Raw genomic sequence first — 16,520 nt, 5'->3', positions numbered from 1 at the left:
TATTTATAATGAGACCCTGAAACAAGTTCAGGGTGACGAGTAATTTCATGTATTCCAACAAACATTTACTTCGTATATAATTACCCTAGTAATTTTAAATCTTTTGGCCATTCTTTTACATCTTCATAAAACTCATTGCCTTTTTTAAATACGCTCTTTTTATCCATTTTTACATCGCATTTTAATAAGCCCATGTCTATTTTTTCATTATCAAAATAACTATTGATGACGTTGGACTCTCCCCTTACAATTCTCCACATAGCTCCGTAACCATTATTGATGACTTCACAACGGTTTAAAATAACATTTTGAGGCACCCATTTTGGGTCTTCAGTGTATTGAAACTTGTTATAATATTCTTCGCAAGGAAACCACATGGCGACACGAGCAAAACCAGACAAATGATGTTTGTGAAAAAACAAATAACCTCCTTGATCATTATCGGCTTGAATTCCATTTCCTTTTCCGTTTTTCATTACACAACGTTGTGTTAATAAATGTGATGTAGAAGTATATTTATTCGATTTACCCTCAGCAGGATCAGACATATCACAATCCGACTGCAATACATAGCTCACAAACAAAAAGTACACATTATGATGCAAACTACCTTTAAGTCCATTGTTCTGAAAATGGCTATTATCCATAACAATATGGTTCACACGACTAATACCAATTCCATGAGAATTAACACCGGTAATGTTAACATTTTGCCACATAAAACGTTCATGCCTATCATCATTTTGTCCACGTAAACCTAGTCCACTCTTTGTATGCTCTCCTCCTTGTAGTGTAATGTCTTTAAACACAATATCGGTAAGTTTTTGTGCTGCCTGACTCATAAAATGTCCGTTACCCGTGTGTTTTAAAATGGTCTTACTTCTTCCTGCTCCACAAAGTGTTACCTTACTTTTAATTTTTAAATCATCTGTAGTATGGATTCCTTCTGTTAAGTATACAATTCCGCCACCGCTTTCGTGAGCTTTATCAATGGCTGTTTGCACATCTTCCCCAGGAGTTAGCGTAATAATGTTATTTAAAAATTGCTTAGGATATTGAGCATGTATAAAACTTTCTCCCCATTTTTCTTTCATAACAGAAAGCACTTCGGGTTCTATGCTAACTTTTTCTATTTGGTATTTAGCCAGTTTGTTTCCATCAGAAACCAATTGAATTTTTAAATCTTTGGCTAATTTTGATGTATTTACTTTTATTTTCTGCTCTTTGAATCCTAGTTTTGAAATAAGCAATTCTAGTTTTTTTGAATGTGATTTATGCAGTATCAATTCAAATTTTCCATCAGATTTTGTTTTAGCACCTTCTCCATTGGCTTGAATAGAAACCCCATCTAAAGGATTATTTTGTACATCTGTAACCCAACCAATAATGGTTGTTTTATTTTCAAATTGCGCAAAAGCATTATTAGAAAAAACAATACTTAAAGAAAGGGCTAATAATATTGTTTTAAAAAACTGATACTTTACTTTTAAATTATTGTTTTTATTAGTGGTTTCCATCTAAATCTACTTTTTTAGTTCCTTCTAGTGCTTTACTTGCATCGTTTTGAATAGCGTTTGGTGTATGCTGATTGGTGTTTGTTTCTATCTCAAAAGACCAAGCATATTCGCTTTTTCCTAAATCTGATGGTGGGATGATTTCTAAACCATTAGCGGTTAGATTCCAAGAAACCTCAGCATCTGTTCCTAAAAGCTTTACCGATTTTACATCCTTATTTGTCCAACCTTTGGTGGCTTCTATTAAAATTGGATTCACGGGCTTATCCAAAGCAATGGCATATAATTTTGTTCCTTTGGTGGTAAAAGCTAAGTTTCCATTTTTTTGATGATTTTCTTTCCAATAACGCGTTCCATAAATAGCAGCTCCGTTGGTCGCTAACCATTTCCCCATGGCTCTTAATCGTTCTTCTTGCTCAGGAACAATAGTACCATCGGCCTTTGGCCCTATGTTAATTAAAAAGTTTCCATTACGGCTTATGACTTCTACCATTTCATGAATAACACTTTCAACCGTTTTGTAAGTATCGTTTTCTAAATACCCAAAAGAAGTTCCAAACGTAGTACAGCTTTGCCATTTAGGCCCAATCACTTTTAACTTTAAGTTGTCCTTTTCTAAACAACCAATACCATCTGGCCAGTTTCTATTTTTCCCTTTGTTATTTACATAAACCTCTTGATTATTTTGGGCTCCATTGTTCATAAAGTCCGTAATCATCAATCTACATTGGTCGTAGTAATATTGAATTTCTGGCTTAAATACTTTAGGTTCTACTTGTGTATTGTTTCCATCTCTTGTAAAAATTGGAATGTCATCAATCCATAAAAAGTCAGGTTGATATTTGTCTTGAATTTCTTTCCATCGTGCCACATATTCATCAACAGCTTGTTTGCTAAATCCAAAAGGTCCATACAACGACTCTGCTTCAGGATTTCTTTTAATTTCTTCTAAAATATCATCTTGAGCTTGTGCATGTACTTTATATTGTTGCTTGGTAAAAAAACTGGTATGACGTTCTCTGTGATAAGATGGAGCGTATTTTAAACCTTGGGCTTTAACCGCTTTTCCTAAATCTCCTACCAAATCTCGTTTAGGTCCTTTATCCACAGCGTTCCAAGGAGTCAAATCAGAATCCCAATTGGCCCAACCATCGTGATGTTCTGCTGTTAACACTACATATTTTGCTCCAACCTCTGCAAACAATTCTGCCCATTCCTCCGGATTCCATTTTTCTGCTTTAAACTCTGGAATAATATCTTTATAACCAAATTCTGGTGGTGCTGCTCCCCAACGTTCTCTTAAGTAAGGATAATAATAGGTTGAATCTTTATAAATCAATTTAGGCGTATGCTCTGCATAACCTCTTCCTCCTTTGCGATGCCCTATAACACTATAAGGTCCCCAATGGATAAAGATTCCTATTTTACCATCGTTAAACCAATTGGGTACTGGCATTTTTTGGAGTGATTCCCAGCTACCATCATATGGCAATTGAGTCGTTTCTTTTTTCTTTGATTGTGAATTACATGACAACAACATCAAAGTACTTATAGCGAGTACAACTGATTTTTTTAATTTTCTTTTCATCAATTTTATTATTTAAAAGCCGTTTTTATTTCGTTAATAGTCACTCCAAAAAGTTCTTTTACCATAGGGTTTAAAGTTGTTTCATTTCCTTCTATATGATAAGTGGTTTGAATATGTGTACCGCTTTCACCAGGTTTTAATGCCAGTGCAGGAGAAGACGTTTCTAACTCATAAAAAGGCCCTAATGGCTTAGCTCCTGGCTCTGGAGCTCCATCGTTATAAGCATTAATCACATCACCGCTAAAAGGCTCTTCTTGAATTTCCCACATAGAGTTTACATAATCTGTAACATTTTTAGGTTTGTTGTATTTTACTATGGTTAAAATTCCGTTTGCCGAATCGTAAGAACCTGCAATGTTTTTTGCTCGCATTGGAGACAAACCTATTTTGCTTCTGTACTCTCCATCTCCTTTAAAGAAAATGGCATTTTCTTTAACTACCAACCTATCTGATGGAACTTTTCCAAAATACGTATCGTTTACGACTTTCCCTAATTCAGCATCATCTCCTTGTACATAAGGAATGACAATAGTAGTGTTTGGGGAATGATTAAACATACCTAACAACCAAATGGACAACAAACCACTGTCTTTTTTCCATTCTTTTTTACCAATATTGGTTAATGTATTGGTAGTTTGATATGCCACAGTTTTTAAATTTTCTGAAAGAGTTTGCAAGCCTAAATCTGTTTGAATATCATCTTTAGAAAGAATAGCCACTTCTCTTTCTATTTCCATATCAAACTGGAAACCTGAATAATTTTTTAAAGAAGCTTTTTTAGTAAACGTAGCCGAAGTTGCCGATACATTTTTCACATCAAAAGGCTCTAAATCTATCAATTTTGGCGTGTACCAATCCTCTAAGGTAAACTCAGCTCCTTTTTTAAAAAAGATAGAGTATTGTCCGCCTTCTGGCCCTAACCAAAAACGTTCTTCTCCTCCATATACGTTGATGTGTTCTTGAATCTCCTTAGACTCAAACAACTCACGATTAATCCATCCATAACTTCTTCCTTCGTCTCCAAAAGCAGAACTTGTCATTACTCTACCTTGCAAAGCAGCAGTAACAGCTACTTTAGATTGATGGTTAGCATCCGTTAACTCAATCAATTCTATATAATATTTCATAAAACGCACATCATCACCGTAAGTAGCTCCTTTAATGGATTTATTTTGATGATGTTCTGTATCCGTAGTTTTATTATCTTTTTCTGCCTTCTTTTTAGAATTACAAGAAGTCATCAATCCTAATGATAAGATTAGAATTCCTAATTTTTGAATAGTGAATGTATGTTTGTTTTTCATTGATGAAATTTTTGTTTAATATCTTTTAATTATCGTGTTTACTTTTCCACAGTATGATATTATCTATATCATTTTTAATAACCGTTCCATTACGTGTAGCTCCAGAATAGATATCTGATTTTAAATCTTTTAAAAGTTGTTCTACAATTTCTGGCTCAGTGTCATATAAGTTTGTTGTCTCACTAGGATCTTTTTCCAAATTATACAACTGTGCTACTAGAGCATCTTCTGCTACTTCATTTTCTCTTGGAGCTGTCCAACCACCAGAGCCTTTTGCTAAAAGTAACTTCCATTTACCCTGTCTGTAAGCGAAATGACCACTTATTGAATGATGAATAACACCTTTACGCTCTGAGTTAATAGGTTTTTCCTTTAAAGCTGGTAAAAAGCTAAAACTATCTTCTGCTCCATTTACCGGAAGTGATGTATTGGTAATTTCGGAGATGGTTGCAAACAAATCGGTTAAACAAATTAATTCTTTAGACTTAGTTCCTTCTTTTACCAAAACTGGCCAACGAACAATAAAAGGAATTCTGTGTCCACCATCCCATAAATCGGCTTTAGAACCTCTCATATGTGCACTAACATAATGTCCTTTTTCTGCCAATGCTGGAATATTTGCAGCTTTAGAGGCTCCATTATCACTAGTAAAAATAATTAACGTATTTTCTGATAAACCATTTTTTTCTAAGACTTTAGAAACTTCACCAATCACATTATCAGTTTCCATAACAAAATCACCATAGGCACCTAATTCACTTTTTCCTTGCCAATCCGCAGAAGGAACTATAGGTGTATGAGGCGAACCTAAAGGAAGATATAAGAAAAAAGGCTTGTTTTTATCTTTAGCCCTTTCGTTGATGTATGTTACCGAATTCTTTGTTAATGAAGGCAAAAAATTGATTTCGTTTTCATGTTTAATCACCTTATCATTTTCTATAATTTCCTTCATACTTCCTGCATGATGTATCCCATAGAAATAATCAAACCCTCTGGTAATAGGTCCATCTGGGATTATAGTACCAATAGGGGCTTTAAAGCCTTTCTTGTTTTTAGGTTTCTCAAGTAATTTTCCTGTATTAGGGTTTAAATAGTTAAAATTCATATGCCACTTTCCAATAATTGCAGTATGATATCCTAACTTTTTAAGGTGATTTGCTACTGTAGGACGGTTTTCTACAATTAAATTATCTCGATATCCTTGTACTACTCCACTTTGTAATTTAGTTCTCCAACTATATCTACCTGTCATGATTCCATATCTAGTAGGTGTACAAACAGAAGAACCTGAATGTGCATCTGTAAAAACCATACCTTCACTTGCTAACTGATCAGCATTAGGCGTCATCATTTTTGAAGTTTTAGGGGCTAGTGCATGTACATCACCATAACCCAAATCATCACAAATAATGTAGACAATATTAGGACGAGTTATATCCCATTTACCTGATTTCAAATTATTTTCTTGTGCTGATGATATACTAATTCCAAAGACTAATAAAACTAGGACTAGCATAAATTTTTGAACTATTTTCCTCATATCTTCTTTGTTATTTTTTAGGTCTATATGTGTCTAAAATGGCTTCCATTTCTTTAACTACTTCAGGAAATTGACTGTACACATTTGTGGTTTGATATTTATCTTTTTCTAAATTGTACAACTGAGCAACTTGAGCAGTTTCTTTCAGCTTTCCGTTTTCCATTTCGCTATTTTTTCCTCCTACAAAATTTACTGCTGGTGCTCCACCCCATGCGTGATGATTTGGTTTGGATCCATGAAATCCACCACTTCCTTTTGCTGGAATGTACATCCATTTTTCTTTACGAAGTGATAAATGTGTAGCCTTATAAGGAGCAAGAAGCAATTCATTTCGAATAGGTTCACTAGGATTATCAATAAATGCAGGTAATACATTTATACTATCTGAATTATCCAAACTGTTTGGGTCTTGTCCTGTAATTGCCATAAACGTAGCCAACATATCTACATTACAAATCAATTGATCAGACACGGTTCCTGGTTTTATTTTTCCAGGCCATTTGGCAATAAATGGAATTCTGTGTCCGCCTTCCCAAACACCAAATTTAAAACCTAACAAATCACCATTAATTTTATGTCCCGCTTTTACAGCATTTCGCCCTCCTAAATTTAACATGGCTCCATTATCACTCGTTAAAATGATTAAAGTATTGTCTGCAACGCCTTGTTGTTCTAAGGTAGAAGTTACTTGTCCAACCATCCAATCTAACTCTTGAATAAAATCTCCATAAAGTTCCGCATCGCTCTTTCCTTGAAAATTAGTTCCCGGTGTAAAAGGATGATGGATATGAGTAGTAGCAAAGTATAAAAAGAACGGATTCTTTTTATTGTTGGTTGTTTTTTCCGTAATCCAATCCACTGCTTTACCAGCCAATACTTGACCTACTGTGTAATCGTTATATAACTTGTGTGCTTTAACAGCACCTTTAAACATATTAACAGTTCTTTGCGACGCTTCTGGCGGAATAGGTGTGATTGGAGTAACCTCTTTATCTTTTCCTTTACCTACAAAAACCAAAGGATCTTTAGCATCTCCTCCAACTACATGTGTATTTTCAACATACACATAAGGGGGTGCACTATTTACTAATGGCACTCCATAATAATAATCAAAACCTAAATCGTTAGGCCCTGGACTTAAAGGTTCTTGCCAATCATTTTTTCCCTTTTTAAAACCTAAATGCCATTTTCCTAAAGCGGCAGTATTGTATCCACTATTTTTAAACACATCTGCAATGGTAATTTGTTCGGTGTTAATTAATAATTCCGATGGTACCGAAGCTGGTCCCCAAATTCCTTTTCCGTTGTTTCCTCTTATTGGATATTGTCCTGTTAATAAAGCATAACGAGAAGGTGTACATACTGCAGATGCTGAGTGGGCATCGGTAAACATTTTTCCTTCGTTTGCCAGTTTATCAATATTTGGTGTTTTTACTTTGGTAGCTCCGTAGCAACCCAAATCTCCATAACCCAAATCGTCTACTAAAATATAAACGACGTTGGGTTTGTTTTGTGCTTCAATGTCTAAAGTGCCCATAGAGCACAATAACGTTAATAAGGCACTTAGTTTTAGTGTAAAAAAAACATTGTTTTTCATAGTCATATCTTACAATTTAGTTTATTTTGAATTTCTAGTTGACTCTGTAATGCGGGCTTCCCTTCAGCCATTCGTAATCTTTGTATTGGTATTCATCTGATAATTCCTCTTTTTTACTTAGAGGTTGCCAAAGGGGTGGTTGACTCGATTGATTTAATGTTTTCCACCTTGTTAGCATTTTTTGAGCTATTTCTGGATGTTTTTCACATAAATCTGTAGTTTCAGAAAGGTCTTCTTTTAAGTTAAACAACTCTATTTTCTTGTTGTTTACAATCAATTTATAGTCTCCCACTCTAAGAACACCACTATTTTCTTTGTAATTTCTACCGATTCTCCAAAACAATTCCTCATGAGGTTCTTCCTTAGTTTCTCCTGTAATATAAGCTGTGATATTTTTTCCGTCCAATTCCTTTTTAGAAATATCACCACCTGCTAATGCTACCGATGTAGCTCCAATATCTAATGTGGTAACAGGAGCATTTAGAACACTACCTGATTTAATTTTACCAGGCCAGCTTACTACTAGTGGTACACGAAGCCCTCCCTCATAACTACTCCATTTTGCTCCTTTTAGAGGTCTATTATCACTAGTTCGCTTCATGCCTCCATTATCACTTAAAAACCAAACAATAGTATTCTCTGTAAGATTCAATTTTTCTAAAGTTGCAATTAGCTTTCCAACACCTTTATCAAATTCATAAGTCATAGCAGCATAAACAGAACGTTTTTCAGGTTTCACGCCTGGAATCTCAGTCATTTTTTCTTCAGGAAACATGGCTATCGTTTCTTCTGGTGCTTCTAAATATTCATGAGGAGCGTTATAAGACATAAATAAGAAAAAAGGATTGTTCTTATTTTTATCAATAAAATTCACGCCTTGGTCTGTTAACTCATGAGTTAAATACTGATTCCATTCTACAGGTTGATTGTTATGTATAATTGGCAAAGTATGATGCATCTCTCTCATTATCCACGGTTTTGGAGTATTGAGGTACTTCCCATTGTAGGATGGATGATCCATGGGATAATATAAGTGTCCACCACTTAAAAAACCATACCATTCATCGTACCCCATGTTATTGGGATGTTGATGAGGAGCGGTTCCCATATGCCATTTTCCTACTCCCCCTGTTACATAACCTTGCTCTTGCATATATTGAGCAACAGTACTAACATTGTTTGGTAAGCCTTGTTGTTCATCTAATGGTGTTCCTGGATTTCCATACCATCCAAAAGAAGATTGCATTCTACCTGTTATAAATCCTGCTCGTGAAGGTCCACACATTGGTCCTGACACATAACCCGATGTAAGAATTGCTCCATTTTTAGCTAGTTTATCAATATTAGGTGTTGGAATATCTTTACAACCATTATAACCTACATCTGCATAACCCAAATCATCAGCCATAATTACTATAACATTTGGTTTTTGGGCATAGGTATAACCAAACAGAAACATGCAAGTAACTAATGAGCATATGTTTTTTATGGAATTGAATTTTATTAACATCTTCAGTATTATTTTTTTTCTTGAATATTTTCAAACGGAGGCACTCTTTGATCTGTTCCTATCACATCAATATCTCCCAGTTCTTTTCTTGCTCTTTCTGCTTCTTTTAGCAATTCTTTTACAATTTCAGGATGTTTTTTAGAAACATCTGTTAACTCTCCCATATCGTGATCCAAATCAAATAATAACGGACGACCTAAAGCGATTAATCCTCTACATCCAATATTTTTTAAGTTACTCCCGTTAAATGGCTTTTCGTTTTTATTTTTAGACCAAAACGGTTGATCTTCTGAAGTTCTAGGTAAATGCAATTTCCACTTTCCTTTTCTAATAGCTTGTAAGTTGATTCCATTATAGTAGTACACATATTTGTGTGGAGAGGTTCCTTTCCCTGTTTTTAAAATAGAAGTAATATCTTTTCCATCAATCACTTTATCTTTTGGAAGTTCTGCTCCAGCCAAAGAAGCCAATGTTGGTAATAAATCCATCGATGATAAAAAAGTATCATTTACTCCTGTTGCAAATTTTCCTTTCCATTTGATAATGGCCGGAATACGGAAACCACCTTCCATAGTCGTATATTTCCCTCCGTTTAAAGGTCCTGCCGAACCTCCAAAATGACAAATAGCGGGACCGTTATCTGACAAGAAAATAACAATGGTATTTTCATCTAATTTTTTATCAGCAAGTGCTTGGGTTAATCTACCAACATAGTAATCCAACTCCTGAACATAATCTCCGTACAAACTTCCTTTTGACGTTCCTATAAATTCCTTGCTAGGTTTGATGGGTGAATGCACCGAATGATAAGCCAAATATATAAAGAAAGGATTTTCTTTATTTTCTTCCATATACTCAATGGCCTTATTGGTATAATCTCCTATTAAGGTTTCAAAAACCACATTTTCTTTTACTACTTTTCTATCAAAATAAACATCATCTAAGTCAGGATGACTAGTATGCCAATTAGATTGTAATCCATAAAAATGCTGAAAACCATGATCTATAGGTTGATGTCCTTCATTAAACCCTAAATGCCATTTACCAATAGCTAATGTTGCATACTTTTCTTTTAAAAGCACATCGGCAATAGTCATTTCATCAGGATGTAAACCATAATCTTTGTGTTTCTCTATTTTTCCTTGAGCTACAGGAAATCCGTTTCGCATAGGATAACGACCTGTAAGCAATGCTGCTCTTGAGGGGCTACAAACGGATGATGCTACCTGAAAATCGGTAAACCGTAATCCTTCTTGTGCCAACTGATCAATATTAGGAGTGTTTACATCTTGTGCTCCATAGCAACTTAAATCTCCATACCCTAAATCATCAGCAAATAAAATGATGATGTTTGGTTTTTCTTGAGCCCAAGTAAAACATGCCGAACAGATGCAACAAACAATAAATTGATAAATTTTAGTTTTCATTTTAATTTATTGGAATTAGGTTATTTGGTGTGTGATAAGGTTCGTTTCCAAGTGGCCTTGCATTTTCTCCACGTTTATTTATATCCCCAATGTCTTGTTTTGCCCAATCTAAAAGTTTCAGTAATTCTGTAACCACTTTAGGATTTTCATCAGCAACATCTGTAGTTTCTGCAATATCTGTTTCTAAATTGTAAAGCATTGGTTTGGTAAATAATTCTCTATCTTTTGGAGCACTATGAATTGGCCATTTTCTAGAAACTATAGATTTTGGATAAGATTCATGAGCTAGATGTAACTTCCATTTCCCTTTTCTAACAGCACGTAAAATATGATGTTGATAGTAAAAAAATGGTCTATCCAATTACGTTGATGTTCCATGAATAATTTCTGAAACATCTACCCCATCAATCACTCTATCTTTTGGAACTGTTGCCCCAGCAATTTTTGCAATGGTTGGTAACAAATCTATAGTGGCTACTATATTTTCTGACGTTTTTCCGGCTGGCACTTTTCCTGGTGCACGTATAATGGCAGGAACTCTAAATCCGCCTTCCCAAGCCGATGTTTTTGCTCCCCTTAAAGGTTCTGCATGTCCTCCATGATCTTTTTTAATCCACCAAGGCCCATTGTCACTTGTATAAATTACATAGGTATTTTCATCTAATCCTATTTGTTTTAAATGATCTAAAATTCTACCTACATTATAGTCTATTTCTTCAATAACATCACCGTACAAACCTCCTTCTGATGTTCCTTTGAATTCATCAGAAACAGCTAATTTGGTATGTGGCATGGTGTGCGCTAGATATAGAAAAAAAGGTTGTTTTTTGTTTTTGTCGATAAAACTAATAGCCTCGTTAGTATATCTTTTTGTTAATGTAGACATGTCTGCATTCTTTTCTACCAACTTGTTATTTCTGATTAAGTGCACCCTTGCATCGTTACTTCCTGGAGTTAAGAAAGATTCATCAAAACCTTGATGCATGGGTAATAAATCTGGATTAAATTTTTCTGGGTTATGTCCTGCCAAATCCCATTTTCCAATCATACCTGTTTTGTAACCTACAGGTTTTAACACCTCAGCAATGGTAACTTCACTTAATGCCAATTTAGGATGTGGGTTATCTCCATTGTCATTACGTGCATTTCTCATAGGATACGAACCCGTCATTAATGCCGCTCTTGATGGTCCACAAACGGTTTGAGCGTAAAAGTTCGTAAACTTCATTCCCTCAGATGCCATTTGATCTATGTTAGGAGTTTTAATGTTTGGAGAACCAAAACAACCCAAATCTTGATACCCTTGATCGTCTGTAAAGATGATGATAAAATTAGGTTTGCTACTTTCCTTTTGAGCCATACAAGAGCTAAAAGACAACATCAATAAACTAAATAAAATGAACTTTTTCATCATGTTTAAATGTATTATTTTGTTAATGGTTTAGGATTTTCTACATGCCCAACAGGACGTGCATTTTTATCCATTTCTTTTTCAAATTTTTGCATCTCTTTTTTTAAATGTGCTACTATTTTAGGATGCTGATTTATTACATTGTTCTTTTCTGCAATGTCTGTTTTTAAGTTATAAAGCGCTGCTTCTCCTTTTACAATTCTCAGTTTCCAATCTCCCCATCTTACCGCTTCTAAAGTTCCCCAATGCGAATAAAAGAAATATTCATGGGGTGTTTTTGCGTCTGTAGTAAGCACTGGCATGATGTCTTTTCCATCAATGGTATATTTAGACAATGTGGCTCCTATTAATTTTGCAAAAGTGGGCAGCACATCCATCCTTGTTAATAATTCATCAATTTCAATTCCAGCTTTAATTTTTGCTGGCCAACGAATTACTGCAGGCACACGCATTCCCCCTTCTAAAGTTTGTCCTTTATGGCCTCTTAAAGGTTTGGTAGAACCTCTTTTGTTGGCAGCACCGTTATCACTCGTAAATAGCACAATAGTGTTGTCATCAATTCCTTGTTCTTTTAAGGTTTTTAATATTTGTCCTACCGACCAATCAATTTCATAAATAGCCGTTGAGTATATGTTATCATCAGCTTTTACACCACTTTTTAACAAGTTTGCATACTCCTTTTTAATTTCTTTAGAAGCTGCTACAGGTCCATGCGGAATTGGGTGTGGCACGTATAAAAAGAAGTTTTCATCTTTGTGTTCTTTAATAAACTGAACAGCTCTTTGCGTAACTCTTTTGGTTAAATTATCCTTGTTAGGATCTAATTCTATTACTTTTTCACCTTCTAAAAGAGGAAGTGATGGAAATTTAAAAAATTGTTGTCTTGGATGTTTTGGTGAAATATCATGACTGTATGGCAAACCAAAAAACTCATCAAAACCTTGTTTAGTAGGTAAAAATTCAGGTTGATCTCCTAAGTGCCATTTTCCAAACATTCCGGTACTATACCCTACGGATTTTGCTATTTCTGCAAGTGTAACTTCATTAGGGTTTAATCCATTTCCATCGGCAGCCAAACAAACAGGAATTTTTTTCCCTTTAGGAACATTTGGCAAATCTACGGCTAAACTAGAAGGTGGCTCCATACTTACTCTTCTAGGGTAAGAACCCGTTATTAATGCAGCTCTTGAAGGAGTACATAAAGGAGATGCCATGTAAAAACTAGTTAACTTTGCTCCCTCATTTGCCATTCTATCAATATTAGGAGTGTAAACATGTTCGCCACCAAAACAACGTAAATCTCCATACCCTTGATCGTCTGTAAAAATGATGACCAAATTAGGTTTGCTATTAGTTGTTTTCTGGCTAAACATATAACTACTTACTAGTATTATGAATAGTAAAAACGGATAATTTATTTTCATCTAATTCAGTTCTTTTTCTAGAAATTTGGTAATGTGTTTCCCTAATTCTTCGTACCCTTTTGGAGTATAATGCACGTCATCATTTCCTTTTCCGTATTCTTGATGTATTTTTTTAGAAACTTTATAGATATCATTAATTTCGATATCATTTTCCTGCATTACTTTACGTGCTACTTTGTTGTATTTAATAGCATCTTCTACATATCTTCCTGCTTCTTGAGTAGGTACATAAGAGGTAGTTACAAAAATTAATTTGGCATTAGATTTTTGTTTTATTTTTTTAACAATGGCTCTTAAATTACGCTCGTAATCTTCTATAGAAAAAGTAATGGTTCCATTGGCTTTATCTCTTTGCCCTTGTACTTTAGAATCTGGGTGTCTATAGCATAAATCCCACAATCCCCAATTAAAATGGATGATGTCCCACTGTTCATTCCCAATCCAATCTTCAATATGTTTTAATCCATTACCCGTATGTTTTGCATTTCCTGGATTGTGTACAACCTCAGCAACCTCTTTTAAACTTTCTTTTACAAAAGGTGTGTATCCAATGGATATAGAGTCTCCTACAATTAATACTTTTTGTTTCTTTTTACTGAAAGCTATCGCTGTAATTACAAAAATAGATAGCATTAATATTTTGGTTATTTTTTTCATGTTTATTATAGTTTTATCGTATAACTTTTATTTGTATCAATTACTTTTCTTCTAAACTTTTTAGTTCCAATTCCGTTTAGTGTAAAACGTTTTAATTCTAATTTTCCTGAAAGTACAGTTACAATTGCTTCTTTATTTTTAACCTCACATGTTCCCCAGCTATAACCGTTACTCCAAAAATAAATTCCTGCTTTAGCTGTAAATTCCATTGACCTTTCTACTCCTGAATAATGGAAACCAGAAGTAGCTAACACACCTGCCCAAGCCATCATACTACGTGCATAATGATGTCCAAATTCCGCTTCGTTAAACGGATTTCTTTTTTTACCATCGTAACGGTTTCTAATATCTTGAATGGTTTTTAATCCTTCTGCTTCTTGACCTTCGTAAATCATAGCTACAGCTGCAGTATGCTCAAACCCCGTCATTACCTCTGTATAATATGGAAAAGGTTGTTTAGGTCTTTTGTTAGGATAAGCAGCCATTAACAAAGCAGATTCGTTACCATAGGCATACGAACGCATAAAATTTGGATGCTTCATTAAGTTGTCTCTATAATTGTATTTTAAAATAGATTCGTTGGTTTTTTTGATATTTTCTTTATCTACCAAATATCCTAAATCTAAAATATGAGCCACCACTTGTCCTACCAATTGATCTACTAAAACTCCTTCTCCTAATTGATACTGTGGATCATCTGCAACCAAACGTCTCTTTACACGAATCAATCCTTTAGCAATACTGTCTACGTGCATAGGTGGTACAATTTCTTGTACATAATATTCTCCATTAAAAAGATTTTCATCCATCCACTGAGAACCATTTTTGTAAAGAGATTCACATGTTTTAGCAAATTTTCTATCTCCTAAATAACTAGCCATTTTTTGGGTAGCACGCAAGGCTCCTAAATACCAAAGTCCCATTTGCGGATTAGGTCCGTAATATTCTACATCCATGGTATTGTGCTGACTTCCTTCCATCACTCCATCCTTATCAGGATCCCAACCCTTAGGAATCCAACAGAACTCCATTGCTTTTTTAACATTGCTCCAATTCTTTTTCAAAAATTCATCATCACCAGAAAGTTGCCATTCTCGGTAATACTTCATAATACTTCCCATTTGCCCATCAGCAGCTGCCAATCCAAAATTGGTTCCTTTGGTTTTTAATGGCAAATGAATACGGTAAGACATCAAGCCTTGTGCATTGGTAGCATATTGAAATTCTACCTCTCTCATATTTTTAGCTACATCACCAAACAAAAAAGGAATGGTTTGCTCATAATTCCAAACATGTGTACAGGTACCGTCTCCACTACCTTCATTGTCTTTTATTCCTTCCCATCCTAAATAATATCCCGATTTGGTTTTAAATGCCAACTGAGTTCTAAAATGTGCCAAGTTAAACAAGGCTGCTTCTTTTATAATTTCAGGAGTATCACTATTGATAAATGCATTGACAAACGTTTTTGTTTTTTGCTCTAATTCAGGAATTCTAGCCACGTGTTTTTGTGCTACTTCCCAAGAATCTTTAAATTGTGTTGCATAATAATTCCCAACGTTTTCTTTATCGTTTCTCCATGCGGCTCTATTTGGAAAATGCCAAGTAATGTAAAAACGAATGTCTTTTTCTTGGTTAGGAGCTAGCGTTGTTTTTACCGCTAAAGATCCCATGTTATTTTTTTGTTTAGATGTTCTTTCCTCTAACAATCCATCATCCGTATAATCATCCCAAAACTCTAACGTACTATTTCCCCATTCTCCAGGCTGCCATGCGGTTCTGTAAGATACTTCTCCAATACTATTGGTGGTTAAACTAAAACTTCCCCACTGCATACTTTCTTTATCTACATCTTTACCTGCTGTGTAGTGGATTCCTTTGATGCCGTTTTCTGACTTATAGGTGTTTATATTTTGGTAAGATTTACCCTCTTTACCATCAAATCCTATAAAGTTTGGAATGTTACCTGCTAAAGAAATGGTAATAGGTTTGCTACTGGTGTTTTTTACTTTGTAACTTAAAACAGCCATAGGTAAACTACTATCTTCTACATTTCCTGGAATTAAAGGATTAAATGCTCCAACAGTTACTTGTACAGGTACTTCTTTATCTTTTAACAACACTTGTCCAAATGGATAAGCAGTTTGAAAAGTAGCTTCTGCAAAACGTGGCAATCCATGATTAGGTGCCTTAGATCCATAATAACCTTCATCATATTTAGTAGGTACAGGTCCTTCTAATAGCAAGGCTTTTACTTCTTTTTGTGCTTCTTTATAATAAATAGAGAAAAAAGGAGCTCTATTTATTACTTCTACTCCAGTATATTTAGGTTGATATCCCTTTGCTGGTCTACTCATTACTTCCCAATCTTCTAAAGCACCTCTTCCTGTTAACGAAACGGTTCCTGTACCAATACCTCCAACAGGCATGGCAATTCTATCTGTATGAGCCTGATCGTAAGATTTTAATACAGGCCATTGATTTTCTTGAGCTTGGGCATAAGTAAATACTAAAACTACAATGATGAATAGATGTATATGTTTCATTT

The 16,520-nt window shown here is 34.7% G+C and carries 12 protein-coding genes; all 12 read right to left on the bottom strand.

Annotation, left to right across the window (positions count from 1 at the left end; translation table 11 throughout):
* Window positions 1-80 precede the first annotated feature (80 nt).
* The 12 genes from AXE80_RS03350 to AXE80_RS03300 all read right to left on the bottom strand — a co-directional run bounded on the left by AXE80_RS03350 (window position 81) and on the right by AXE80_RS03300 (window position 16,518).
* On the bottom strand, window positions 81-1,517 hold the full coding sequence (locus tag AXE80_RS03350; RefSeq protein ID WP_068824470.1) for a carboxypeptidase-like regulatory domain-containing protein: 1,437 nt from the start codon (window positions 1,515-1,517) through the stop codon (window positions 81-83).
* Entirely contained in the window at window positions 1,504-3,102 is a 1,599-nt protein-coding gene (locus AXE80_RS03345) for an alpha-L-fucosidase (RefSeq protein WP_083194537.1), read from the bottom strand. The genes AXE80_RS03350 and AXE80_RS03345 overlap by 14 nt, the downstream gene beginning before the upstream one ends.
* Window positions 3,103-3,110: 8 nt before the next feature.
* The gene (locus AXE80_RS03340) at window positions 3,111-4,406 is read right to left on the bottom strand and encodes a DUF6786 family protein (RefSeq protein ID WP_206208142.1); all 1,296 of its coding nucleotides are present in this window, start codon (window positions 4,404-4,406) and stop codon (window positions 3,111-3,113) included.
* 25 nt (window positions 4,407-4,431) lie between these two features.
* On the bottom strand, window positions 4,432-5,946 hold the full coding sequence (locus AXE80_RS03335; protein ID WP_083194534.1) for a sulfatase family protein: 1,515 nt from the start codon (window positions 5,944-5,946) through the stop codon (window positions 4,432-4,434).
* Window positions 5,947-5,956: 10 nt separating this feature from the next.
* Window positions 5,957-7,483, bottom strand: a complete 1,527-nt coding sequence (locus AXE80_RS03330; protein WP_206208141.1) for a sulfatase family protein — start codon at window positions 7,481-7,483, stop codon at window positions 5,957-5,959.
* 94 nt (window positions 7,484-7,577) lie between these two features.
* A complete protein-coding gene (locus AXE80_RS03325) occupies window positions 7,578-9,002 on the bottom strand; it encodes a sulfatase-like hydrolase/transferase (protein ID WP_068824469.1) in 1,425 nt (474 codons plus the stop codon).
* A 59-nt stretch (window positions 9,003-9,061) separates the two neighbouring features.
* Window positions 9,062-10,480: a sulfatase family protein gene (locus tag AXE80_RS03320; RefSeq protein ID WP_068824468.1), complete on the bottom strand. Its 1,419-nt coding sequence runs from the start codon at window positions 10,478-10,480 to the stop codon at window positions 9,062-9,064.
* Window position 10,481: 1 nt separating this feature from the next.
* Window positions 10,482-10,841, bottom strand: a complete 360-nt coding sequence (locus AXE80_RS14335; protein ID WP_157359337.1) for a hypothetical protein — start codon at window positions 10,839-10,841, stop codon at window positions 10,482-10,484.
* Window positions 10,842-11,891: a sulfatase family protein gene (locus tag AXE80_RS03315; protein ID WP_206208140.1), complete on the bottom strand. Its 1,050-nt coding sequence runs from the start codon at window positions 11,889-11,891 to the stop codon at window positions 10,842-10,844.
* A 14-nt stretch (window positions 11,892-11,905) separates the two neighbouring features.
* Window positions 11,906-13,264: a sulfatase family protein gene (locus AXE80_RS03310; protein ID WP_206208139.1), complete on the bottom strand. Its 1,359-nt coding sequence runs from the start codon at window positions 13,262-13,264 to the stop codon at window positions 11,906-11,908.
* A 51-nt stretch (window positions 13,265-13,315) separates the two neighbouring features.
* Entirely contained in the window at window positions 13,316-13,972 is a 657-nt protein-coding gene (locus AXE80_RS03305) for an SGNH/GDSL hydrolase family protein (RefSeq protein ID WP_068824466.1), read from the bottom strand.
* 5 nt (window positions 13,973-13,977) lie between these two features.
* On the bottom strand, window positions 13,978-16,518 hold the full coding sequence (locus AXE80_RS03300) for a GH116 family glycosyl-hydrolase (protein WP_083194529.1): 2,541 nt from the start codon (window positions 16,516-16,518) through the stop codon (window positions 13,978-13,980).
* Window positions 16,519-16,520: the final 2 nt, after the last annotated feature.

This window comes from Wenyingzhuangia fucanilytica (assembly GCF_001697185.1).
GTDB classification, from domain to species: Bacteria; Bacteroidota; Bacteroidia; order Flavobacteriales; family Flavobacteriaceae; genus Wenyingzhuangia; species Wenyingzhuangia fucanilytica.
Note: the sequence above shows the minus strand (reverse complement) of the source record. Positions and strands in the feature narration are given on the sequence as shown.